This window comes from Prauserella salsuginis, assembly GCF_024648885.1.
Classification (GTDB): Bacteria; Actinomycetota; Actinomycetes; order Mycobacteriales; family Pseudonocardiaceae; genus Prauserella; species Prauserella salsuginis.
This window is the reverse complement of record NZ_JANBBF010000008.1, coordinates 683,996-707,061: the sequence shown is the minus strand read 5'-3', so window position 1 is coordinate 707,061 and position 23,066 is coordinate 683,996. Positions and strand designations below refer to the sequence as shown.

Sequence of the window (23,066 nt, the reverse complement as noted above, 5' to 3'; positions counted from 1 at the left end):
GATGGCGGGGGCGGCGGCCGGCGGGTCACCGGGCGGGTGCGCGGGCCGATCACCGGGCACGGTGGTGATCGCTCCGGACACGTTCAAGGGCTCCGTCCCCGCCCGGGAGGTGGCGGCGGCGCTGAGCTCCGGGATCCGCCGGGCAGCACCGTCGGCCTGGGTGGTGGCCGTCCCGATGGCGGACGGGGGCGAGGGCACACTCGCGGCCGTGACCGCGGACGGGGAGGCGGACTGGGACATCGAGGTCCACCGGGTCACCGGCCCGGACGGGCGACCGGTCCCGGCACGGTGGGGTACCCGTGCCGGGACCGGGGGCACGCTCGCGGTCGTGGAGCTGGCCGAGGCATCCGGGCTGGGCGACATGGGCCCCGACGCGGATCCCATGCGTGCCACCAGCCGCGGGACCGGGGAACTGGTGCGGGCGGCGCTGGACCGTGGAGCGCGCAGCATCGTGCTGGCGCTCGGCGGAAGCGCCTGCAGCGACGGCGGAGCGGGGTTGCTGTCCGCGCTCGGAGCCCGGCTGCTGGACCACTCAGGACGGCCCGTCACCGAGGGGGCGGCGGGGGTGGCCGACCTCGCCGCGGCGGACCTGCGAACGCTGGATCCCCGGTTGCGGGACACCCGGATCGTCATCGCCGCCGACGTGGATTCACCGCTGGCCGGCCCGGGTGGGGCGGCCGAGGTCTTCGGTCCGCAGAAGGGACTCGACGCGCAGCAGGTGCGCCGCACCGCGCAGGCCCTCCGCAGGGCCGTGCCGATCCTGGCGGAGGCGGCGCGGCGGTCCGGGGGAGTGGCCTGGTCCGAACGGGTCGTCGGCGCCGCGGACGAACCCGGCGCGGGGGCGGCGGGTGGTGTCGGCTTCGCCGCGCTGGGACTGCTCGGGGCGGTCCGCCGACCGGGCGTGGAGGTCGTCTCCGAGCTCGTGGGGCTCGAGGACAAGGTCGCGACCGCGGATCTGGTGGTCACGGGCGAGGGCAGTTTGGACACGCAGTCGCTGGCGGGCAAGGTCCCGGTCGGGGTCGCAGGGTGCGCCGCCCGCCGCGGCGTCCCGGTGGTCGCGGTATGCGGGCGCAACGTCCTGGACCCGGCACAGTCGGCGGCCGCGGGGATCGACCGCGTCTGGGCGCTGAGCGACCTGGCCGCCGACGAGACGGAGTCGATGGCCCGGGCACGTGAGCTGCTGGAGACCGTGGGGAGTCGGATCGCGAGCGACCGTAGCCGCCTCGCCGCGGGGGTACCGGTGCAGGCCGGCTCCGGGGGCTCCCGGGAGGAGTGACGAGCGCTGCGCGGGTTCGGCGCTGCTGTCGGCCGGATGCCGGGCCGCAGAGAGCACCGCGACGGCCGGTGATCGCCACGGCGGCCGGTGCTCCGGCTCTGCCGCGCCGCCGGTCGGTGTCCGGTCGGTGCACGCCCCAGAGCCGGACTGCACGGGCGACCATTCGACGACGCGGGTCCCGGCCGATTCAGGCCGGGACCCGCGTCGTCGGTGTGACCGTGCTCAGACTCCGAGCGTGCGCCGCAGCTCGGCGACGTGGCCCTGTGCGTCGACCTCGTAGGCGACGTGCGCGAGGGTGCCGTCGGGACCGATGACGAACGTGGACCGCAGCGTGCCCTCCACGGTGCGGTTGCCGAGCGTCTTGGTGCCGTACGTGCCGTAGGCGCGCGCCACGGACTGGTCGGTGTCGGAGAGCAACGGGAACGTGAGTGCCTGATCGTCGATGAACGTCCGCAGCGCCTCGGGCTCGTCGGGCGAGATCCCGACGACGGCGTAACCGGCGGCCTCCAGGGACGCCAGGTTGTCGCGGAAGTCGCAGGCCTCGGTGGTGCAGCCCGGGGTGGCGGCCTTGGGATAGAAGTAGACGATCAGGTGCCGGCCGGCGTAGTCGGCCGAGCTGACCTGCTGCTGACGGGCATCGGTCAGGGTGAAGGCGGGGGCCGGCTGACCGGCCTGCAGTCGAGTCATGGGGCACTCCTGGTCCGACGAAAGATGACACTCAACCCTATCGAAATGCAGAAGAAGTTATCCACGATGCGAAGTTTCGATGTCGGGGTGTCGATGCTCCAGGGCATGAGGGCACACCCCGGGTCGGACCGGGGGACGGGTACGGACCTGGCGTTACTCGGACTGATTGCGGGCGCGCGGGATCACGTCCGCGACGAGTGTGCGGAGCACGTGGGACAGCACCGTGTGCACCTGACCGCGGTTGAGCGTCTCGCGGTCGAGCCATTCGCGGCTGGCGGCCTTCACCATGCCCGCGTAGGTGCGCACGATCGCGATCAGCTGCTCCCAGCGCTCGTCCCCGCGGTCGAACCCCATCGCTTCCAGCACCAGACCCGCCGCCTCGCGGTCGGCCTCGTCGAGGATGCGCTCGACCTCCTCGTCGCGGCCGATGCCTTCCGGGGTGATCGCGGCCAGCCACGTCTTCTGCTGTTTGCTGACCATGTCGAGGAACCAGTCGACGGCCGCGTCGGTGCGTTCGGTGAGGGAACCGTCCGGCAGGGTGGCCACGGCCGACGGCGGCAGGGTCAGCGCCCGCCGGACGACCGCGAGATACAGCTCCCGCTTCGTGCCGAAGTAGTGGTTGATCAGCCCGCGGGCGACACCGGCACGCGCCGCGATATCGCCGGTGGACACGGCGGCGTACGGCCGCTCGCCGAACAGCTCGGCGGCGCAGGTGAAGATCTGCTCCCTGCGTTCGTCGGGCTCGAGCCTGCGCCACTTCGGCGCGGATCCGGCGGTCATGCCGTGCAGTTTCGCATGTGCGCGTCCGGTTCACGCCGGTGACAGGGGGAGCCGCAGCGCACCCGGCGCGGCCTCGGGGACAACCGGGTTCTTCGGGGGCACCGCCCGGACGCGGCGGTAGTCGGAGCCGAGTGCGGGCCGCGGATCGGGCTCGCCCTTGTTGGGCCACAGCGCCATCGCTCGCTCGGCCTGCGCGGTGATGGTCAGCGACGGGTTCACTCCGAGGTTCGCCGAGATCGTCGAACCGTCCACGACGTGCAGTCCCTCGTACCCGTAGAGCCGCTGGTAGGGATCGACGACACCGGTCTCCGCGGAGTCGCCGATGGTGCAGCCGCCGATGAAGTGCCCGGTCAGTGGGACGTTGGCCAGGTCGTTCCAGCCGCCGCCGGGCAGTCCGCCGATCTTGTCGGCCACTCGCCGGGTGACATCGTGACCCGCGGGGATCCACGTCGGGTTGGGTTCGCCGACGCCCTGTCTCGTCCTGAGCCTGCCGCGCCTGGTGTAGGTGGTGACCGAGTTGTCGAGGGTCTGCATCACCAGGAGTGCGATCGTCTGCTCCGACCAGCGTCTCGGGTTGTGCAGTTTCGGCAGGTCCCGCCGCCGGCGCCACATCTCCTGCAGTCCGAGCGGCCAGCGCGGCCTGCCGGGCTTCGGGTCGACGAGCACCGCACCGAGCAGGGCGAGCAGGTTGCTGCCCTTGCCGTAGCGCACGGGTTCGACGTGTGTCACCTCGTCGGGGTGGATCGACGAGGTGATGGCGACGCCGCGGTGGTACTCGGTGTCCTCCCGGAGGGAGCGGGCGGCGAGAATCGCCTCCGAGTTGGTGCGTGCCAGTACCCCGAGCCGGTCCGAGAGCCGCGGCAGAACGCCGCGGTCGCGCATGCGGTGCAGCAGCCGTTGTGTGCCGAGGGCGGCCGCCGAGAAGACGACCTGTTCGGCGTGCAGCGTCCGCTTCCGCCATGGTTTCCCGGTGGCGGCGGTCTCGACGGCGTAGCCACCGCCGGGCCGGGGCCGCACCGCGGTCACGGTGGTGAGCGGGTGGACCCGTGCGCCAGCCCGTTCGGCCAGATACAGGTAATTCTTGACGGTCGTGTTCTTGGCGTTGTGGCGGCAGCCCGTCATGCACTCGCCGCAGTGGGTGCAGGTGCGCCGGTGCGGACCGGCGCCGCCGAAGTAGGGATCGGGCACGGTCACGCCGCGTTTCGTGCCCTCCGCACCGAAGAACACGCCGACCGGTGCGGGGCCGTGGGTGTCGCCGATCCCCATGTCGTCGGCGACCGAGCGCATGACCTCGTCGGCGGGCGTCGTGCACGGATAGTTGGTGACTCCGAGCATGCGGCGCGCCTGGTCGTAGTACGGCTCGAGCTCGGTCTTCCAATCGGTGATGTGAGCCCACTGCGGGTCGGCGTAGAACGCGTCGGGCGGTTGGTAGAGCGTGTTGGCGTAGACCAGTGACCCGCCGCCGACGCCCGCCCCGGAGAGGATCATCGCCTCCGTGAGTGGGGTGATGCGCAGAATGCCCGTGCAGCCCAGCGCGGGCGCGAACACGTAGTCGCGCAGCCGCCACGAGGTCCGGGGCAGTTCGTGGTCGGCGAACCGGCGGCCCTGTTCGAGAACACCGACCGAGTAGCCCTTCTCCGTCAGCCTGAGTGCGCTCACGCTGCCGCCGAAGCCGGAGCCGATGACCAGGACGTCGTAGTCGAACTGCGTCATGAGCACACGCTCGCCGCTTGTTGGCGAAGTGTCAAGAGGAGGAGGTCGCGCGGTCGGGTCTTCGGTTGTGTGCGCGGAGTGCGGAGGTGCCGCGCCCCTCCCGTCCCGACCGGTGGTACGGGTGGGTGCATCCGGGTTTACCTAAGGGTAGCCTTACTTCTGGGAACGACGTGAGGTGAGGAGTGCACGGATGGTCGAGAAGCGAGGTCGCAGTAGGCCGGTGATGCGCGCCGAGGTGCGGCGCACCGAACGTCTCACCCCGCACCTGATCCGCGTCGTCTGTGGCGGCGACGGCCTCGCGGCGTTCACGCCGAACACGTGCACCGACAGCTACGTCAAGGTGCTGTTCGCGCCGGACGGGGTGACCTATCCGGATCCGCTCGACCTGGCCGACCTGCCCGCCGAGCAGCGGCCCCGGATGCGGACCTACACCGTGCGCGGATTCGATCCGGACGCCCGCGAACTCGTCCTCGACTTCGTCCATCACGGCGATCGCGGGCTGGCGGGCCCGTGGGCGGCCCGGTTGGACAAGGGCGACGAGGTGCTGCTGGTCGGTCCCGGCGGCGGCTACGCGCCGTCGGACGAGGCCGACTGTCACCTGCTCGTGGGCGACGAGAGTGCGCTGCCGGCCATCGCCAACGCGCTCGAGGCGATGCCGGACGGTGCCGATGCCCGGGTCTTCGTACTGGTCGAGGACGAGCACGAACAGCTGCCGCTCGTGACGAAGGCCGACGCCCAGGTGCACTGGTTGCACCGGTCCCGCGGCGACGACCTCGTCGCCGCGGTGCGCGAGCTCGACTTCCCCGCGGCAGGGGTGCAGGCGTTCGTCCACGGCGAGGCGGGGTTCGTCCGCGACCTGCGCCGGTACCTGCTGCACGAGTGCGATGTCTCCCGCGACCGGGTGTCGATCTCCGGGTACTGGCGCCGCGGCGCCGACGACGAGACCTGGCGCGAGGAGAAGGCCGCCGAGCGGGCGGCCGAGGAGGCCGCCAACGGCTGACACACCGTCGGAACTGTCGGTGGCCGCGTCCGGAGGTCGTCCGAGAGGTGGACGGCGGGCCCGGATCGTGGGCCGGACGGCGGCCACGATGCCGACGGCAGCGGTCGCGTCCGGTCGAGACGTGGCCGGCCGGTGTTCCGGCGGCCGAACCACCGGAACACCGCCGTTGTGATCATGCGGCGAGCTTGCCGATGACGTCGCGGCCGTAGGCTCGCAGTGTCTCCTCGCGCCGGTCGTGCATGAGGTAGACGGCGAACTGGTCGACACCCAGCTCGGCGAGTTCCTCCAGTCGCCGGACATGGGCCTCGGCGGGACCGGTCAGGCAGAATCGCTCGACGATCTCGTCCGGTACGAAATCCGTCGACGGGTTGCCGGCGCGACCGTGATGGGCGTAGTCGTACCCGTCCCGCGCCGCGATGTAGTCGGTCAGCTCCTTCGGCACGGGCCCCGAGTCGCCGTAGCGTGCGACGAGGTCGGCCACATGGTTGCCGACCATGCCGCCGAACCAGCGCAACTGCTCCCGTTGGTGCGCCACGTTGTCGCCGACGTAGGCTGGAGCAGCGACACAGATCGTGATGCCCTCCGGATCACGGCCCGCGGCGCTCGCCGCGTCGCGCACGGCACCGATCGTCCACCGTGCGATGGCCGGGTCCGCGCACTGCAGGATGAAACCGTCGGCGTGTTGTCCGACCGTTTGCAGCGCCTTCGGCCCGTAACCGGCCATCCACATCTCCAGCCTGCCGCCCGACACCCACGGTATGCGCACCGCGGTGTCGTGCAGGGTCGTCTCGCGGCCCTCGGCCAGATCCTTCACGGTAGCCATACAGTCGCGGAGGGTGGCCAATGTGGACGGAGGTTTGCCGATGACGCGGTGCGCCGAATCGCCGCGGCCGATGCCGCACACCGTGCGGTTGCCGTACATCTCGTTGAGCGTCGCGAACAGTGAGGCCAGCACCGACCAGTCCCGCGTACCGGGGCTGGTCACCATCGGCCCGACCGTCATCGACGACGTCGCGGCGAGGATCTGCGAATAGATGACGAACGGTTCCTGCCACAGCACCACCGAGTCGAACGTCCACCCGTAGCGGAAACCCTCGTCCTCGGCCAGGCCAGCCAGCCGCACGACGTCCCGCGCGGGCGGATCGGTCTGCAGCACCACTCCGAAGTCCACACCCGGCTCCTCTCAGTTCAGGTACTGGCACAGGTCGCGTTCGAGGAACCGGCCGTGTCCCGCTCGGCCGTGGTAGGTGCCGCGGTCGACCACGACGCTGCCGCGGGAGAGCACGGTCTCGCACCGGCCGGTGACCGTCATGCCCTCGTATGCGGAGTAGTCGACGTTCATGTGATGCGTCTCGGCCGAGATGGTCTGCTCGGCCGCCGGGTCGTAGACGACGATGTCGGCGTCGGCGCCCGGTGCGATCACGCCCTTGCGGGGATACAACCCGAACATGCGGGCCGGCGTCGTCGAACACGCTTCGACCCAGCGGGCCAGGGAGATCTCGCCGGCCACCACACCCTGGTGCAGCAGGTCGATGCGGTGCTCGACACCGGGCATGCCGTTCGGGATCTTGGTGAAGTCGCCGCGCCCGAGCTCCTTCTGGTCCTTGAAGCAGAACGGGCAGTGGTCGGTGGAGACCACCGACAGGTCGTTGGTACGCAGGCCCCGCCACAGGTCGGGCTGGTGGTGCTTCTCGCGCAGCGGGGGAGAGGCGACGTACTTGGCTCCTCCGAAATCGGGCTTTCCGAGGTCCTCGATGGACAGGTACAGATACTGCGGGCACGTCTCGGCGAAGACGTTCTGCCCCTCGTCCCGCGCCTCGGCCACGGCCGAGAGTGCCTGTGCGGCCGACAGGTGCACGATGTACAGCGGTGACCCGGTGACCTTGGCGAGGGTGATCGCACGCGACGTCGCTTCGCCCTCCAGCTCCGGGGGACGGGTAACACCGTGTTGGTACGGCTCGCTCCTGCCCTCGGCGAGCGCGCGGGCGACGAGTTCGTCGATCGCGATGCCGTTCTCGGCGTGCATCGCGATCGTGCCGCCGATGTCGGCCGCCTTGTTCATCGCGCGCAGGATCTCGCCGTCGGTCGAGTAGAACACCCCGGGATAGGCCATGAACATCTTGAAGCTGCTCACCCCGGCGGCCACGCACGACTCCATCTCCTTGAGCGTCGCGTCGTTGACGTCGGAGACGATCATGTGGAAACCGTAGTCGACGGCACAGTCGCCGTCGGCCTTCTCGTGCCAGTTGTCCAGTGTGGACAACAGGGAACTGCCCTTGGGCTGGACGGCGAAGTCGATGATCGTCGTCGTTCCGCCCCACGCGGCGGCACGGGTTCCCGTCTCGAACGTGTCGGCCGAGAACGTGCCCCCGAACGGCATCTCCATGTGCGTGTGGGCGTCGATCCCGCCCGGCATGACGTACTTGCCCGTGGCGTCGAACTCGGTGTCGACCTCCACGTTCTGCCCGGCCAGCATGCCCGGGGCGGTCACGGCGGCGATCGTCTCGCCGTCGACGAGGACGTCGGCGGTCACGGCACCGGTGCTGCTGAGCACGGTGCCGCCGCGGATCAGAGTGCGCATCGGATCGGCCTCCTCAGGGTTTCACCAGCGTGTCGTACGAGTCGGGCCTACGGTCGCGGTAGAACGCCCACAGGTTCCGCACCTCGGCGAGCTTGCCCATGTCCAGGTCACGCACGACGACCTCGTCGTCGGTGTCCGAGGCCGCGTCACCGACCAGCTGTCCCCGCGGGTCGGCGAAATAGGTCTGGCCGTAGAAATCGTTGTCGCCCAACGGTTCCACGCCGACCCGGTTGATCGCGCCGACGTAGTACTCGTTGGCCACCGCCGCGGCGGGCTGCTCGAGCCGCCAGAGGTACTGCGACAGGCCGCGGCTCGTCGCCGACGGGTTGAACACGATCTTCGCGCCCGCCAGGCCCAACGCCCGCCAGCCCTCCGGGAAGTGCCGGTCGTAACAGATGTACACCCCGATGCGCCCCACGGCCGTGTCGAACACCGGATAGCCCGTGTTGCCGGGACGGAAGTAGAACTTCTCCCAGAATCCCTTCACCTGGGGAATGTGGTTCTTGCGGTACTTGCCGAGATAGGTGCCGTCCGCGTCGATCACCGCTGCCGTGTTGTACAGCAAGCCTGGCTGCTCCTGCTCGTACATCGGGGCGACGACCACGATGCCGTGCCGTTCGGCCACCTCCTGCATGAGCCGGGTCGTCGGGCCGTCGGGAACCGCTTCGGTGTAGGAGTAGTACTCGGTGTCCTGTACCTGGCAGAAGTAGGGTCCGTAGAACAGTTCCTGCAGGCACACCACCTGCGCGCCCTGCGAGGCCGCCGAGGCGATGGCGTCGACGGACGCCTGGATCATCGAATCCTTGTCACCGGTCCACCGCTGCTGGACCAGGGCGGCCCTCACCACTTCGTTCACCTGTTTCCTCCTCCGGAATCGGGTTGTGCGACTTGGGGTTGTCCGAGGTCGGGTTGTTCGACCCGCCGCCACCGGGCAGCGAGAGCGCGAGGAATGCCAGGAACGCGACCACGAGGCCGACGATCCAGCTGTAGTCGTAGAGGGGCTGAAGAATCGGGATGAGCCCGTCGGCGGGGAAGGGCCCCTCGCCCGGCGCGGAGTACGCCCCGCCGACGGCGAAGACCGCACCGATGACAGTCGCCGCGAGGGCGCGCCAGTTCCAGCCGCCCGTGAACCAGTAGCGTCCGCCGCCGTCGGCGAACAGATCGGTCAGCGACAGCGTTCGGCGTGCCTGGACCCAGTACCCCGCGGCGAGCACTCCTGCGGTCGTGGCGAGCACGCCGCCGTAGAAGCCCAGCCAGGCGTAGATGTAGATGTTCGGATCGGAGATGAGCCGCCACGGCTGGATCACGACGCCGATGACGCCGGTGATCAGCCCGCCCATGCGGAAGCTGATCCTGCGCGGGAACGCGTTGGAGAAGTCGTAGGAGGGGCTGACCGTGTTCGCCGCCAGGTTGGTGGTGATCGTGGCGAGCACGATGCCGAGGAGTGCGGCGATCACCACGATCGGCGAGTCGAACCGGCTGGCCAGTTCGACGGGGTCCCAGATGGCCTCGCCGTAGACCACCATGCCGCCCGAGGTGATCATGATCGACATGATCGCGATGAACGACATCGTGGTCGGCAGCCCGAGCACCTGCCCCCACGCCTGTTTCCGCTGGCCCTGCCCGAACCGCGTGAAGTCCGGCATGTTCAACGACAGCGTCGCCCAGAAGGCGATCATGCCGGTCAGCGACGGCGCGAACACCGCCCAGAACTCCGCGCCCCAGCCCAGCTGCGACTCCTGCGAGAAGATCGGGCCGAAACCGCCGGCCTTGATGAGGATCCAGATCAGCAGGATCACGAAACCGACGGTGACCAGCGGTGCGGCCCAGCTCTCGAGCCGTTTGATGGCCTCCATGCCGCGCCAGATGATCGCCATCTGCAGCGCCCAGAACGCGGCGAAGCACAGCCACAGGGTCCACGGCTGGTCGTAGAACTCCGCGGCGCCGGTCCAGCCGTCACCGAACAGTTTGCCGAGGATGACGAAGACGGCCTGGCCGCCGACCCAGGTCTGGATGCCGAACCAGCCACAGGCCACGAGCCCGCGCAGCAGCGCGGCCAGATTCGCGCCGCGAACACCGAAAAACGCCCGGGCGAAGACGGGGAACGGAATACCGTATTTCGTTCCCGCGTGGCTGTTGAGCAGCATCGGCACGAGAACGATCACATTGCCGATCGCGATCGTCATGAAGGCCTGCACCCAGTTCATGCCGATGGCGATCAGGCCGGACGCGAGCAGATAGGACGGAAGGTTGAAGGCCATTCCGTTCCACAACGCGAAGTAGTTGTAGGTGGTCCAGGTTCGTCGCTCGACGGGTACCGGGGCTAGTTCGTCGTTGAAGAACCGGCTTCCGTGAAGTGACGACGCATCGCGTAGTTCCACCCGACCGTCCGGGTGGCGGAGTTGTGCGGTCGTCGACGCCATTGGCGCATCGTGCGCGCCGTGGCGTGACGGCAGGGATTGGCAGAGTGTTCAAAGATGTGTGACCGCGGCAACAGAATGTCGATTGCGCCGCTCGGGGAAACCCGGCCGATATCACGCACGAAACCGTGGAGAAATGAGAATACCGGGTCCGATCGCCACCGCGGATGCCGGTGGCGACGGCGGCCTCCGGGAGGGAGTCAGAACCCGAACACACCGCCGGACTCGACGTCGGCGAGACACGCGTTGTTGTAGGTCGTGGTGAAGTGCACCGGCTCGCCGCGCCAGTGCCCGTGGGCCGAGGCACGCACCGGCGCGTGGATCATCGGGCATGCGGTGCCGGGTCGCACGGCTTCGAGAGCCGCGGGCTCGCCACCGGCGTCGTCGAGCGCCGCGCAGGCCTGGGCGCTGGCCGGGTGTGACCCTCCCGCCGGGTCGCAGAGCAGCTGCGTGATGGCGACCGCGCCATCGTTGTGATGCAACGACAGGGTCAAGGACGATTCCGGCGGTGCGGCGGTCGCCTGGCTGCCCAGTCCGAGCACGGCGAACGTGCACGCGGCGGTGGTCAGGGTCCGGGACAGGCGGGCGCTGAACGTACGCATGCCCTCCCTATCGGCAGGCCCGCGGGGTCGACTGTGCTACTCCGTCGAGTGGTTGTTATCGCCCGATGGGGTGAGTACGTCGTGGATCAGCAGGGCGACATGCAGTGAGACGAGGGACTCCGGGTCCTCGAGCGAGACGTTCAGCGCCGCTTCGATGCGCGCCAATTGCTGGTAGTACGCCGTCCGTGAGGTGTGTGCCGCCGCGGCCGCCGCCGACTTGTTGCCGCCGTGGTCGCAGAACCGGCGCAGCGCTTCGACGAGGCGGCTGCCGGTCGCCGCGTCCTTCGCCAGCAACGGGCCGAGCTCGCGCCGGGCGAAAGCGCCCAGTCGGTCGTCGTCCGAGAGCAGATGCAGCAGACCGTGCAGCCGCACGTCGTCGAGCCGGTGATAGCCGCCGGGCGGATTCTCGTCGCGGTGCAGCGCCGCCGAGGCGACGTGCCCGGCCTCGGCGAGGCTGCGACCGGCGTCGGCGGGCCGGTCCACGGCGGTGCCGACGGCCAGCACGAGCGGCACCGCCTGCTTCGCCTGCCGCACCTCGCCGGCAAGACGGCGCAGTACCGCGTCCGTGTCGGCCCGGGGCGAAAGTGCCAGCAGTACATGGACGCCGATGCCGTCGAGGTCGGCGACCAGCGCGGCCGCGCGCGCCCGGCGGGTCGCCAGTGCCGTCGCCTCCGCGAGGTCGCGCAACAGTGGCCCGGTCGACGCCGCCGCAGGCGGGCCGGGCAGGTCCGACAGCCGCGGCCGGATCGCGGCGCCGATCAGGCGGTGGCCGGTCAGCGGCACGTGCAGCGCTTCGGCGCGCGCGACCAGCTCGGCGAGCGGGGTGACCGTCGACGGTGTGGCGAGCAGTTGCCGGAGCACGTCACGGTGGGCCTGCCGCTCCAGACTGTCGCCACCGGCGGCCAGCAGGTGGTGCACGGCGAGTGCCGACGCGGCACGTTCGGCCACCACGACGTGCCGGTGCGGCGGCTGCTCCCCGCACAGCAGCACCAGCCGTCCCCAGTCGCGCCCGCGGGCGCCCACGATGGCCACCAGCCTGCCCGAGGCGCGGTCGTATCCGGTGCGTTCGCCGGTCCGCACCCGGCGTGAGCGCTGCTTCCAGTCGGCCAGCAGCTCGGCCGGGTCCGCGCCCGCCGCGTCGTAGGCCAACACCTCGTGGCTGAGCGTTTCCAGCACCACGGCGTGCCCGGTCAGGCGCGCCACCTCGCGCAGCACCACCTGCGGTTCCGCGCCGGAGACGGTGAGCTCGGTGAACGTCTCGTGCACCTGAGCCGCGGCCCGCAGTTCGTCGACCTGGGCGTCGACGATGAGCCCGTTCACCGTCTCGGTCACCGTCACGTACCGCGTCTCCCGCGACAACGTCACCAGCGGCAGCCGGTGCTTGTCCGCCGCGACGACCAGCGCCTGCGGCAGCCGGTGGTGCCAGTGCCGCACGAGCTCCACGACCACGCCCGCCACGCCGACGGCGGCCAGGTCGTCGACGTACCGAGCCAGCGTCGCGTCGTCGTCCGGCAGCGCGACCCCGGTGGTGAGCACCAGCTCGCCGCCTTTCAACAGCGGGGCGATCTCGGCGATCTCGGCGACGTGGACCCATCGCACCGGGGTGTCGAGACCGTCGGCGCCCGCCACGACGTGGGGCCCGCCCTGCCGCATCACGGGCAGTGCGAGTACGTCGCCGACCGTCGGGTACATGTCACCTCCGCGAGGGACCTGCCGGAACGGCAGACTGTACGGGCCCCGAGGGGAGTCCGTACAGATTGTGTGTGGCCTCGGTGCACGGCGCGCGCCGAAACTCGGAGGCATGACGGAACCGGACCTGTCGCGAAGCCACCCGCCCGACCGCCCCCTGCTCGACCGTCACCGTGCCGTGCTGCCGAGCTGGCTGTCCCTCTACTACGACGAGCCGATCGAGATCGTGAGCGCCGACGGCAGGCGGGTCACCGACGGCGACGGCCGGACCTACCTCGACTTCTTCGCCGGCATCCTCACCAACGCGATCGGCTACGACGTGGCCGAGATCTCCGACGCCGTGCGCCGGCAGCTCGACTCGGGCGTGCTGCACACCTCGACGCTGTATCTGATCCGCAAGCAGGTCGAACTCGCCGAGCGCATCGCCGAGCTGTCGGGCATCCCGGACGCGAAGGTGTTCTTCACCAACTCCGGCACGGAGGCGAACGAGACCGCGCTGATGCTGGCCACGCAGTACCGGCGCAGCAACCAGATCCTGGCGTTGCGCAACTCGTACCACGGCAGGGCGTTCGGCACGGTCGGCATCACCGGCAACCGCGGGTGGTCGGCGAGTTCGCTCTCCCCGGTGAAGGTCAGCTACGTGCACGGTGGCTACCGCTACCGCGGTCCGTTCTCCGGATTCGACGACGCCGGCTACATCGAGGCCTGCACCGAGGATCTGCGCGACGTACTGCGCACGACCACCTCCGGTGACGTGGCGGCGCTCATCGCCGAGCCGATCCAGGGCGTCGGCGGTTTCGCCACGCCGCCCGACGGCCTGTTCGGCGCGTTCAAGGAGGTGCTCGACGAGCACGGCATCCTGCTGATCTCCGACGAGGTCCAGACCGGTTGGGGCCGCACCGGCGAACACTTCTGGGGCATCGACGCGCACGGCGTGACGCCGGACATCATGACGTTCGCCAAGGGGCTGGGCAACGGCCTGGCCATCGGCGGTGTCGTCGCCCGCGGCGAGGTCATGGACTGCCTCGGGGCGAACTCGATCTCCACGTTCGGCGGCAACCCGATCGCCACGGCGGGAGCGCAGGCGACCCTCGAGTACGTGCTCGACCACGACCTGCAGGGCAACGCCGCGAAACAGGGCGCGGCGCTGATGGCCGGCCTGCGGGACATCCAGGGCAGGTACGCCCTCGTCGGCGACGTCCGGGGCAAGGGCCTGATGATCGGGATCGAACTGGTGCGGCCAGGCGGCGACGAACCGGACCCGGCCGCTGCGGGCAGGGTCCTGGAGGAGACCAAGGCGCGCGGCCTGCTCATCGGCAAGGGCGGACTGCACGGCAACGTGCTGCGCCTCGCCCCGCCGATGACGCTCGCCGACGAGGAGACCACCGAGGCGCTCGGCATCCTCGGCGAGTCGATCGCCGCCGTCTGAGCTCACCGGCCGCCCACCGGCTCGCACCGTCCACCCGATCGCATCGAACGCCGAGGAGTACGTCGTGACCGAGCACATCACCCACCGGATCGCGGGCAAGCCGTGGAACGGAACCGCCGAGCGCACGGGGGAGGTGTACGACCCGGCCACCGGCAGCGTTCGGGCCTCGGTGGACTTCGCGGGGCCCGCCGAGGTCGGCGAGGCCGTGCGTGCCGCAGCCGCCGCCTTCCCCGCGTGGCGCGACACCTCGCTCGCCGGCCGCGGTCGGGTGCTGTTCCGGTTCCGCGAGCTGCTCGCGCAGCGGCAGGACGAGCTCGCCCGGCTGATCACCGCCGAGCACGGCAAGGTCGTCTCCGACGCCGCTGGCGAGGTCGCACGGGCACTGGAGAACGTCGAATACGCCTGCAGTGCACCGCAACTGCTGAAAGGTGAGTTCAGCGAGAACGCCTCGACGGGTGTCGACGTGCACTCCACGGCCCAGCCGCTCGGGGTCGTCGGCGTGATCTCGCCGTTCAACTTCCCGGCGATGGTGCCGCTGTGGTTCGTGCCGGGCGCGATCGCCTGCGGCAACACCGTCGTCCTCAAGCCCAGCGAGAAGGATCCCTCGGCGTCGCTGCTGATCGCCGAGCTGCTCGCCGAGGCGGGCCTGCCCGACGGTGTGCTGAACGTCGTCCACGGCGACAAGACGGCGGTCGACGCGGTGCTCGAGCACCCCGAGGTGGCGGCCGTATCGTTCGTGGGCTCCACCCCGATCGCGCGCTACGTCTACGAGAAGGCCACCGCTGCGGGCAAGCGCTGTCAGGCCCTGGGTGGTGCGAAGAACCACATGGCCGTACTGCCCGACGCGGACCTCGACGGTGCCGCCGACGCCGCCGTGTCGGCCGGCTTCGGCTCGGCGGGGGAACGGTGCATGGCCGTGTCGGTCGTCGTGGCCGTCGACCCGATCGGCGACGAGCTCGTGGCGAAGATCACCGAGCGGATGCGCAGGCTGCGCGTCGGCGACGGCCGCGACCCGGACTCGGAGATGGGACCGCTGGTGACGGCCGCACATCGCGAGCGGGTCGCCTCCTACGTCGACGCCGGGGCCCAGGCGGGGGCCACCCTCGCCGTCGACGGCCGTGAGCCCGGCATCGACGGGGACGGATTCTGGCTCGGGCCGACCCTGTTCGACCACGTCCGGCCGGAGATGTCGATCTACACCGACGAGATCTTCGGCCCGGTGCTGTCGGTGGTGCGGGCCGAATCGCTGGACGCGGCGCTGGAGCTGATCAACGCCGGTCACTACGGCAACGGCACCGCCGTGTTCACCGGCGACGGCGCCGCCGCCCGCCGGTTCACGCGGGAGGTCGAGGTCGGCATGGTCGGCGTCAACGTGCCCATCCCGGTGCCGGTCGGCTACTACAGCTTCGGCGGGTGGAAGGACTCGCTGTTCGGCGACAGTCACGCCTACGGCCCCGAGGGTTTCCACTTCTACACCCGCCGCAAGGTCGTCACCTCGCGCTGGCCGTCCCCGTCGACCGCCGCGGCCGGCGGTGTCAACCTGCGGTTCCCCGGCAACACGTGACCCGCTCGCCGGCGCGTGGCCCGTAAACTCGTCGGGTGAGAGGCTCCGGTGACCCCGGCGGGCGGCGCCCGCCGGGGCGGCCGGTCCCGACGGGTGAGGAGGTGCTTGGTGGCCAGCGCTGACGAGCGACGGTTCGAGGTGCTGCGCGCGATCGTCGCCGACTACGTGTCCGAACAGGAACCGGTCGGTTCCAAGGCCCTGGTCGACCGGCACAACCTCGGCGTGTCCAGCGCCACGGTGCGCAACGACATGGCCACGCTGGAGGAGGACGGCTACATCACGCAGCCGCACACCAGCGCGGGCCGGATCCCCACCGACAAGGGGTACCGGCTGTTCGTCGACCGGCTCTCGGAGATCAAGCCGCTCTCCACAGCCGAGCGCAGGGCGATCCACCGGTTCCTCGACGGTGCGAGCGACCTGGACGACGTGCTGCGCCGGTCGGTGCGGCTGCTGGCCCAGCTGACGCGCCAGGTCGCCGTCGTGCAGTACCCGACACTGACCAACTCGACCGTGCGGCACGTCGAGGTGGTGCCGCTCACGTCGGCGCGGCTGATGCTGGTGCTGATCACCGACACCGGCCGGGTCGACCAGCGCAACGTCGACCTCGGCGATGTCGTCGCCGAGGACTCCGTGGCGCTGCTGCGCGACCAGCTCAACAACGCGCTGGCCGGCCGTAAACTGGCGGACGCGGCGGCGAAGGTGTCGGACCTGCCCGAACAGGGCCCGCCGGAGCTCCGCGACGTCATGACCAGGGTCGCGACGACGCTGGTCGAGTCGCTGGTCGAGGACCCCGAGGACCGGCTCGTGCTCGGCGGCACGGCGAACCTGACCAACAACGTCGCGGACTTCCCCGATTCGCTGCGAGAGGTCCTCGAAGCGCTCGAGGAACAGGTCGTCGTGCTGAAGCTGCTGGCGGCCGCCCGCAACCCCGGTTCGGTGACGGTGCGCATCGGTGAGGAGAATGAGGACGCGCAGATGCGGAGCACCTCGGTCGTGTCGATCGGGTACGGGTCCGACGATCTGTTGCTGGGTGGCATGGGCGTGGTCGGTCCGACACGGATGGACTACCCCGGGACGATCGCCGCGGTACGCGCGGTGGCCAATTACGTGGGCCGGATCCTGGCCGGCGGCTGACCCCGGTTTCAGGTGCGGTACTAGGAGGACGTCGAAACGGTGGCGAGGGACTACTACGGAACTCTGGGCGTGTCGAAAGACGCGAGCGACCAGGAGATCAAGCGGGCCTACCGCAAGCTCGCGCGTGAGTTGCACCCCGACGTCAACCCGTCCGAGGACGCGCAACAGAAGTTCGGCGAGGTCACGACCGCCTACGAGGTGCTGTCCGACCCCCAGAAGCGCAAGGTCGTCGACCTGGGCGGCGACCCGATGGACGGCGGCGCGGGCGGCGCCCGTGGCGGCGGCGATCCGTTCGGCGGCTTCGGCGGACTGGGCGACATCATGGACGCCTTCTTCGGCGCGGCTGCGGGTGGCGGCCGGGGCCGGGGACCGCGCAGCCGGGTCCAGCCCGGTTCGGACGCGCTGATCCGGCTGCGGCTGACGCTCGAAGAGTGCGCGACGGGTATCGACAAGGAGATCGCCGTCGACACGGCCGTGCTGTGCGACGAGTGCCGCGGTGCCGGTATGGGCGAGAACGGCTCGGTGGCCACCTGCGACACCTGCGGTGGCCAGGGCGAGGTGCAGTCGGTGCAGCGCTCGTTCCTGGGTCAGGTCGTCACGGCGCGGCCGTGCCCCGCGTGCCAGGGCCTCGGCGAGACGATCACCGATCCGTGCCGCAAGTGCAGCGGCGACGGCCGGGTGCGCGCCCGGCGCAACGTCACCGCCAAGATCCCCGCCGGTGTCGGCGACGGCATGCGCATCCGGCTGTCCGGGCAGGGTGAGGTCGGCCCGGGCGGCGGCCCCGCGGGTGATCTCTACGTCGAGGTCGACGAAGAGCCGAACGAGGTCTTCGAGCGCCAGGGCAACGACCTGCACTGCCGGCTGCGGATTCCGATGACCAGCGCTGCGCTCGGCGCGTCCGTGCCGCTCGAGACGCTCATCGACGGCGAGGTGGACGTCGAGATCGAACCGGGCACGCAGCCGGAGACCGAGCTGGTGTTCACCGGCAAGGGTATGCCGCGGCTCCGGTCGTCCGGCCGTGTCGACGGCCGTGGCGACCTGCATGTGCACGTCGACGTCGTCGTGCCGTCGAAGGTGGATGACGAGCAGGCTGAGCTGCTGCGGCAGCTGGCGAAGCTGCGCGGCGAGGAGGCGCCCGAGCTCGCGGGCAGCAGTGCCCACCGCGGCGGGCTGTTCTCCAAGCTGCGCGCCAAGAAGTGACCGTGACCGGCGGTGACGACGCCGGCGGTGACACCGGCCGGCACGCGCCGGAACCGGAGTCGACACCGCCGGTGTTCCTGGTCGACGCGCTCCCTCCGGGGGAGCACGCCGTGCTCGACGGCGAGGAGGCGCGGCACGCGGTCACCGTGCGCCGCACGCGCGCAGGCGAGCGGCTGACGCTCTCGGACGGTGCCGGCGGGCTCGCCGACTGCGTCGTCGACGCGGTCGCGCCGGGCAGGCACCCGTCGCTCGAGGTCACGGTCCGCGGCAGGCGTGCGGATCCGCCGCCGGAGCTGCGCGTCACCATCGTGCAGGCGCTGGCGAAAGGCGATCGCGGTGAGCTCGCCGTCGAACTGGCCACCGAGGCCGGGGCGGACGCGGTGCTGCCGTGGCGCGCCGCCCGCAGCGTCGCGCGCTGGGACGACGGCCCGCGGGGCGCGAAGGCGCTCGCCCGTTGGCGCACGGCCGCCCGCTCGGCGGCGAAACAGGCGCGGCGCGGCCGGGTGCCCGAGGTGCCCGAGCCGGTCGACACGGCCGGTCTGGCCGCACTCGTGGCCGAGGCCGACGGCGGGTACCTGCTCGAGGCCACGGCCGAGACGGGGTTGAAGGACGTGTCGCTGCCGGAACGCGGCGAGCTGTACCTGATCGTCGGTCCGGAAGGCGGAGTCACCGGCGAGGAGCTGACGGCGCTCACCCGCGCCGGCGCGATCGGGGTGCGGCTCGGTCCGACCGTGCTGCGGACGTCGACCGCGGGCGCGGTGGCGCTCGGCACGCTCGGCGCGCTGACCGCACGGTGGTGACCGCTCACCGAGACACGGCGACGACGAGCGGTCACCGTGGTCGCTCGTTCGCGGAGAAACAGTTACGCTGGTTAACGATCGGCCGGATCCCCTGCATGCGGCCGATTCGTCGAGACCACGCCGGGCACCTCCCCCTCGGCCCGGCGGAGCCGCGGCGCGGGTGGCGCGCGTCCCCCACGTTCCACCTGCGCCGCGGTGTTTCGGTCACCGGATCATCCCGGTCCCCACGGTGCGGTGCTTTTCGGCGCGCCGCAGGCCTCCCCGCTCTCCGGTCCCCACCCGCTGTGTCCCGACCGCTACAGTTCCCGCCATGACTGAGTCCGACCCGTCGGAAACCCTGTTCGAACGGATCATCGCGCGCGAGATCCCGGCCGACATCGTCCACGAAACGGCCACCACAATGGCGTTCCGCGACATCTCCCCGCAGGCGGACACGCACGTGCTCGTCGTGCCGAAGACGCGGTACCGCAACGTGGGTGAGCTCGCGGCCGCCGATCCGGCGCTGCTCGCCGACGTGATCGCCACCGCGCACCGTGTCGCCGAACTCGACGGTCTGGTCGACAGCGGCTACCGCGTCGTGTTCAACACCGGTGCCGATGCAGGGCAGACCGTCTTCCACGTGCACGCTCACGTGCTGGGCGGGGAACAGCTCGGCTTCTTCGGGCGTTACCGGGACGAGGCCGACGACGACTGACGTCGACGTGGGTGAGGGCGCCACAGGGCGCGGGGGAGCCGAGAATCCGGGCGCCCACGTGCCGGTGCGGCCGTTAGCATGACAGGCAGACATCCGTTATCGATCGGCACGATGAGTGCAGAAGGCAGGCCAGAGGCCACGTGGCCGGAACCGTTCCGCAGCAGACCCCCGACAGCGGCGGCACCCAGGCGCGCTCGAAGTTCCCGATTCCCGACGCGGCAACGCTGGCGCTGCTCGGGTCGAGCGATGAGAACCTGCGCGTCATCGAGGAGCTGCTCGACGCCGATGTGCACGTACGGGGCAACGAGGTCACGCTGACCGGCGAGCCCGGCGAGATCGCCTTCGCCGAGCGGGCGCTGAGTGAACTCGTCACCCTGGCCTCCAAAGGACAGCCGCTCGGCCCGGACGCGGTGCGCCGCACCGTCGGCATGCTGTCGGCGGGTAATGCGGAGTCGCCTGCCGAGGTCCTGAGCATGGACATCGTGTCCCGGCGCGGGCGCACCATCCGGCCGAAGACGCTGAACCAGAAGCGTTACGTCGAGGCCATCGACCAGCACACGATCGTGTTCGGCATCGGGCCTGCCGGTACCGGCAAGACGTATCTGGCCATGGCGAAGGCCGTCCAGGCACTGCAGGCGAAGCAGGTCAACCGCATCATTCTCACGCGCCCGGCCGTCGAGGCGGGGGAGCGGCTCGGCTATCTGCCGGGAACGCTCAACGAGAAGATCGATCCGTACCTGCGACCGCTGTACGACGCGCTGCACGACATGGTCGATCCCGAGTCGATCCCGCGTCTCACGCAGGCGGGCACCATAGAGATCGCCCCGCTCGCCTACATGCGCGGCCGGTCCCTCAACGATGCCTTCGTCATTCTCGACGAGGCCCAGAACACCACGCCCGAGCAGATGAAGATGTTTCTGACCCGGCTCGGGTTCGGCTCGAAGGTCGTCGTGACCGGCGACATCACCCAGGTCGACCTGCCGGGAGGCCAGCGCAGCGGACTGCGGATCGTGCGCGAGATCCTCGACGGGGTCGACGACCTGCACTTCTCCACCCTGACCAGCACCGACGTCGTGCGGCACAAGCTCGTCGGCGACATCGTGGACGCCTACGAGAAGTGGCAGGCCACGCAGGACGCCGCGGCCGGCGAGGCGTCCGGGGCCGCTGCTGCGGACGGCCGCGGTGCCGGCGGGGGCCGTGACGGGGCTGCGGGCAACGGCAAGCACAACGAGGATCGCGCGTGAGTATCGAGATCGCCAACGAGTCCGGGGTCGGGGTCGACGAGGAGTCGATCGTGTCGGCCGCCCGGTTCGCACTGGACCAGATGGAGGTGAGCCCGCTCGCCGAGCTGTCGGTGCTGCTGGTGAACCTCGACGTGATGGAGGACCTCCACGAACGGTGGATGGACCTGCCGGGCCCGACCGACGTCATGGCGTTCCCCATGGACGAGATGGAGGGCACGCGCAGGCCCGACGCGCCGGACGACACCTCGGCGCTGCTCGGTGACATCGTGCTGTGCCCGGCGTTCGCGCGCGACCAGGCCAAGAAGGCGGGTCATTCGCTGATGGACGAGCTGCACCTGCTGACCGTCCACGGCACGCTGCACCTGCTCGGCTACGACCACGCCGAGCCCGCCGAGGAACGCGAGATGTTCGGCCTGCAGAACCGCATCCTCGCCGACTACCAGGCGGCGCGGCTGGAGGCGTCCCGCCGGGAGGCGCAGCGCAGCGTCGACGACCGTCTGCTCGGCGCGGCCGGGCTCGACGGAGGGACGGATCAGGAGACGCCGTGAGCAGTACCGCGGCCCTGCTGCTGGCCGTCGTGCTGGTGTTGTTGGGCGGGGTGTTCGCCGCGGCGGACTCCGCGGTGAGTGCTGTGTCGCAGGCCCGTGCCGAGGGCATGGTCCGCGCGGGCCGCACCGGTGCCCGTCAGCTTGTGGCCGTCATCGGCGAACGCAGCAGGCACATCAACCTGCTGATGCTGCTCCGGCTCGCGTGCGAATTGACGGCGACGGTCCTGGTCACGGTCGTCAGCATCCGCTGGTTCCAGCAGGACTGGTTCGCCGTCGCCGGTGCGGGCGTGGTGATGGTGGTGGTCAGCTACGTGCTGGTCGGCGTCGGCCCGCGCACGATCGGCAGGCAGCATCCCTATCCCGTCGGACTGGTGGTGGCCGGTCCGGTGCGCGTGCTGGGGAAGGTGCTGGGGCCGCTGAGCAGGCTGCTCATCGCGGTCGGCAATGCGATCACACCGGGCAAGGGCTTCCGCGAGGGCCCGTTCACCACGGAGGCCGAACTCCGCGAGCTCGTCGACCTCGCGGGGGAGCGGGGCGTCGTCGGGACCGACGAGCGGGAGATGATCCACTCGGTGTTCGAACTCGGCGACACCGTGGCCCGTGGGGTGATGGTGCCGCGCACCGAGATCGTGTGGATCGAGCAGATCAAGACCGTGCGGCAGGCGCTGGCGCTGTCGATGCGGACCGGGTTCACACGATTGCCGGTGATCGGTGACACGGCCGATGACGTCGTCGGCGTGGTGAACCTGAAGGATCTGGTGCACGCCTCGATGTCCCCAGGCGGCAACGCCCGTTCGGTGGCCGAGGTGATGAGCCCGGCGGCGTTCGTGCCCGATTCGAAGCGCCTCGACAGCCTGCTCAAAGAGATGCAGGTCTCCCGGCACCACCTGGTCATCGCGGTCGACGAGTACGGTGGCACGGCAGGGTTGCTGACCATCGAGGACGTCCTCGAGGAGATCGTCGGTGACATCACCGACGAGTCCGACACCGAGGAACGCCCCGACGTCGAAGAGCTGGACGACGGCGCCGTGCGGGTGTCGGCGCGGTTGGGTGTCGACGACCTGAGCGAACTGTTCGACGTCGATCTGTCCGATCACGACGTCGAAACGGTCGGCGGACTGATGGCGCAGCGGCTGGGAAGGGTGCCGCTGCCCGGTGCCGAGGCGGAGATCGGCGAGTTGCGGCTGCGCGCCGAGGGCGGCAAGGATCGCCGCGGCCGGATGCGGATCACGACGGTCGTCGTGCGTTCCACCGACGAGAACGCGGACCGGCCGCAGCGCACCAACGGAAGCGACGAGAGTGACAGCGATAGGAGCGTCGAACATGCCTGACCTCGACCCGGAGGACGAGAAGCTCGTCATTCTGGCCCGCTCGACGAGGGCGCGGATCCAGGCCGCCGAGGGCGCCGCGGTGCGCGACACCGACGGGCGGACCTACGCGGCGGCAACGATCGACCTGCCGTCGCTGAAGCTCACCGCGCTGCAGGCCGCCGTCGCGGCCGCGGTGTCGAGCGGGGCCGAGGGACTCGAGGCGGCGGCCGTGGTGACGGCGGAACCGCTCGTGGCTGAGACATCGGTGCACGCGGTGCGTGACCTGGCGGCCGACGCGCCGGTGCTGCGCGCCGACGCCGCCGGGGACGTGCAGGAGACCGTCCGGTGACCGCTGGCGGCGGTCGCGGCCGGGACGACACCGGTGGCACGGACGA

Annotated in this window: 21 protein-coding genes; 12 read left to right on the top strand and 9 right to left on the bottom strand. The window is 70.6% G+C overall.

Going from position 1 to position 23,066, the window contains the following annotated elements; translation table 11 throughout:
* Position 1: 1 nt before the first annotated feature.
* Positions 2-1,276, top strand: a complete 1,275-nt coding sequence (locus LY40_RS04760) for a glycerate kinase (RefSeq protein ID WP_258936038.1) — start codon at positions 2-4, stop codon at positions 1,274-1,276.
* 222 nt (positions 1,277-1,498) lie between these two features.
* Here LY40_RS04760 and bcp read toward each other — a convergent pair whose 3' ends face one another.
* From bcp to LY40_RS04745, 3 genes are all read right to left on the bottom strand, one after another.
* Positions 1,499-1,963: a thioredoxin-dependent thiol peroxidase gene (bcp, locus tag LY40_RS04755; protein ID WP_183786647.1), complete on the bottom strand. Its 465-nt coding sequence runs from the start codon at positions 1,961-1,963 to the stop codon at positions 1,499-1,501.
* 153 nt (positions 1,964-2,116) lie between these two features.
* The gene (locus LY40_RS04750) at positions 2,117-2,743 is read right to left on the bottom strand and encodes a TetR/AcrR family transcriptional regulator (protein WP_258936037.1); all 627 of its coding nucleotides are present in this window, start codon (positions 2,741-2,743) and stop codon (positions 2,117-2,119) included.
* Between the two features lie 30 nt (positions 2,744-2,773).
* Entirely contained in the window at positions 2,774-4,456 is a 1,683-nt protein-coding gene (locus LY40_RS04745; protein WP_258936036.1) for a GMC family oxidoreductase N-terminal domain-containing protein, read from the bottom strand.
* Positions 4,457-4,646: 190 nt separating this feature from the next.
* Here LY40_RS04745 and LY40_RS04740 point away from each other — a divergent pair, with 190 nt between their 5' ends.
* Positions 4,647-5,456, top strand: a complete 810-nt coding sequence (locus LY40_RS04740) for a siderophore-interacting protein (RefSeq protein ID WP_183786644.1) — start codon at positions 4,647-4,649, stop codon at positions 5,454-5,456.
* 172 nt (positions 5,457-5,628) lie between these two features.
* Here the strand turns inward: LY40_RS04740 and LY40_RS04735 are convergent, their stop codons facing one another.
* The 6 genes from LY40_RS04735 to LY40_RS04710 form a co-directional block, all read right to left on the bottom strand.
* Positions 5,629-6,627: a TIGR03842 family LLM class F420-dependent oxidoreductase gene (locus LY40_RS04735; RefSeq protein WP_258936035.1), complete on the bottom strand. Its 999-nt coding sequence runs from the start codon at positions 6,625-6,627 to the stop codon at positions 5,629-5,631.
* Between the two features lie 12 nt (positions 6,628-6,639).
* Positions 6,640-8,037 (bottom strand): dihydropyrimidinase, encoded by a 1,398-nt coding sequence (gene hydA, locus LY40_RS04730; protein WP_258936034.1) that lies wholly within the window; start codon positions 8,035-8,037, stop codon positions 6,640-6,642.
* A 13-nt stretch (positions 8,038-8,050) separates the two neighbouring features.
* Positions 8,051-8,893 carry a nitrilase-related carbon-nitrogen hydrolase gene (locus LY40_RS04725; RefSeq protein WP_258936033.1) on the bottom strand — a complete coding sequence of 281 codons (843 nt, stop codon included), beginning with the start codon at positions 8,891-8,893 and terminating at the stop codon, positions 8,051-8,053.
* A complete protein-coding gene (locus LY40_RS04720) occupies positions 8,844-10,460 on the bottom strand; it encodes an NCS1 family nucleobase:cation symporter-1 (RefSeq protein ID WP_183786640.1) in 1,617 nt (538 codons plus the stop codon). Before LY40_RS04720 ends, LY40_RS04725 begins: the two co-directional genes overlap by 50 nt.
* A 197-nt stretch (positions 10,461-10,657) precedes the next feature.
* Complete coding sequence (locus tag LY40_RS04715; RefSeq protein ID WP_183786639.1) at positions 10,658-11,059, bottom strand: SSI family serine proteinase inhibitor; 402 nt, start codon at positions 11,057-11,059, stop codon at positions 10,658-10,660.
* A gap of 36 nt (positions 11,060-11,095) precedes the next feature.
* Complete coding sequence (locus LY40_RS04710; RefSeq protein WP_258936032.1) at positions 11,096-12,751, bottom strand: PucR family transcriptional regulator; 1,656 nt, start codon at positions 12,749-12,751, stop codon at positions 11,096-11,098.
* Between the two features lie 109 nt (positions 12,752-12,860).
* Here LY40_RS04710 and LY40_RS04705 point away from each other — a divergent pair, with 109 nt between their 5' ends.
* The 10 genes from LY40_RS04705 to LY40_RS04660 all read left to right on the top strand — a co-directional run bounded on the left by LY40_RS04705 (position 12,861) and on the right by LY40_RS04660 (position 23,020).
* A complete protein-coding gene (locus LY40_RS04705) occupies positions 12,861-14,177 on the top strand; it encodes an aspartate aminotransferase family protein (protein WP_258936031.1) in 1,317 nt (438 codons plus the stop codon).
* A gap of 64 nt (positions 14,178-14,241) precedes the next feature.
* Positions 14,242-15,741 (top strand): CoA-acylating methylmalonate-semialdehyde dehydrogenase, encoded by a 1,500-nt coding sequence (locus LY40_RS04700; protein WP_183786636.1) that lies wholly within the window; start codon positions 14,242-14,244, stop codon positions 15,739-15,741.
* Between the two features lie 108 nt (positions 15,742-15,849).
* Positions 15,850-16,875, top strand: coding sequence for a heat-inducible transcriptional repressor HrcA (gene hrcA, locus LY40_RS04695; RefSeq protein ID WP_183786635.1), 1,026 nt, complete (start codon positions 15,850-15,852; stop codon positions 16,873-16,875).
* A gap of 39 nt (positions 16,876-16,914) precedes the next feature.
* The gene (gene dnaJ / locus LY40_RS04690; RefSeq protein ID WP_183786634.1) at positions 16,915-18,075 is read left to right on the top strand and encodes a molecular chaperone DnaJ; all 1,161 of its coding nucleotides are present in this window, start codon (positions 16,915-16,917) and stop codon (positions 18,073-18,075) included.
* 2 nt (positions 18,076-18,077) lie between these two features.
* Entirely contained in the window at positions 18,078-18,875 is a 798-nt protein-coding gene (locus LY40_RS04685) for a 16S rRNA (uracil(1498)-N(3))-methyltransferase (RefSeq protein WP_258936030.1), read from the top strand.
* 310 nt (positions 18,876-19,185) lie between these two features.
* Positions 19,186-19,569, top strand: coding sequence for a histidine triad nucleotide-binding protein (locus LY40_RS04680; protein WP_258936029.1), 384 nt, complete (start codon positions 19,186-19,188; stop codon positions 19,567-19,569).
* 140 nt (positions 19,570-19,709) lie between these two features.
* A complete protein-coding gene (locus LY40_RS04675; RefSeq protein WP_258936028.1) occupies positions 19,710-20,813 on the top strand; it encodes a PhoH family protein in 1,104 nt (367 codons plus the stop codon).
* Positions 20,810-21,361: an rRNA maturation RNase YbeY gene (ybeY, locus tag LY40_RS04670; RefSeq protein ID WP_183786631.1), complete on the top strand. Its 552-nt coding sequence runs from the start codon at positions 20,810-20,812 to the stop codon at positions 21,359-21,361. Before LY40_RS04675 ends, ybeY begins: the two co-directional genes overlap by 4 nt.
* Complete coding sequence (locus tag LY40_RS04665) at positions 21,358-22,692, top strand: hemolysin family protein (protein ID WP_183786630.1); 1,335 nt, start codon at positions 21,358-21,360, stop codon at positions 22,690-22,692. The genes ybeY and LY40_RS04665 overlap by 4 nt, the downstream gene beginning before the upstream one ends.
* Positions 22,685-23,020 carry a cytidine deaminase-like protein gene (locus LY40_RS04660; RefSeq protein WP_183786629.1) on the top strand — a complete coding sequence of 112 codons (336 nt, stop codon included), beginning with the start codon at positions 22,685-22,687 and terminating at the stop codon, positions 23,018-23,020. Before LY40_RS04665 ends, LY40_RS04660 begins: the two co-directional genes overlap by 8 nt.
* Positions 23,021-23,066 lie beyond the last annotated feature (46 nt).

Excerpts from the sequence above, each read along its gene's own strand:
- LY40_RS04760 (WP_258936038.1), top strand. The coding sequence starts at position 2 with ATGGCGGGGGCGGCGGCCGGCGGGTCACCGGGCGGGTGCGCGGGCCGA.
- bcp (WP_183786647.1), bottom strand. The coding sequence starts at position 1,963 with ATGACTCGACTGCAGGCCGGTCAGCCGGCCCCCGCCTTCACCCTGACC.
- LY40_RS04750 (WP_258936037.1), bottom strand. The coding sequence starts at position 2,743 with ATGACCGCCGGATCCGCGCCGAAGTGGCGCAGGCTCGAGCCCGACGAA.
- LY40_RS04745 (WP_258936036.1), bottom strand. The coding sequence starts at position 4,456 with ATGACGCAGTTCGACTACGACGTCCTGGTCATCGGCTCCGGCTTCGGC.
- LY40_RS04740 (WP_183786644.1), top strand. The coding sequence starts at position 4,647 with ATGGTCGAGAAGCGAGGTCGCAGTAGGCCGGTGATGCGCGCCGAGGTG.
- hydA (WP_258936034.1), bottom strand. The coding sequence starts at position 8,037 with ATGCGCACTCTGATCCGCGGCGGCACCGTGCTCAGCAGCACCGGTGCC.
- LY40_RS04720 (WP_183786640.1), bottom strand. The coding sequence starts at position 10,460 with ATGGCGTCGACGACCGCACAACTCCGCCACCCGGACGGTCGGGTGGAA.
- LY40_RS04715 (WP_183786639.1), bottom strand. The coding sequence starts at position 11,059 with ATGCGTACGTTCAGCGCCCGCCTGTCCCGGACCCTGACCACCGCCGCG.
- LY40_RS04710 (WP_258936032.1), bottom strand. The coding sequence starts at position 12,751 with ATGTACCCGACGGTCGGCGACGTACTCGCACTGCCCGTGATGCGGCAG.
- LY40_RS04705 (WP_258936031.1), top strand. The coding sequence starts at position 12,861 with ATGACGGAACCGGACCTGTCGCGAAGCCACCCGCCCGACCGCCCCCTG.
- LY40_RS04680 (WP_258936029.1), top strand. The coding sequence starts at position 19,186 with ATGACTGAGTCCGACCCGTCGGAAACCCTGTTCGAACGGATCATCGCG.
- LY40_RS04660 (WP_183786629.1), top strand. The coding sequence starts at position 22,685 with ATGCCTGACCTCGACCCGGAGGACGAGAAGCTCGTCATTCTGGCCCGC.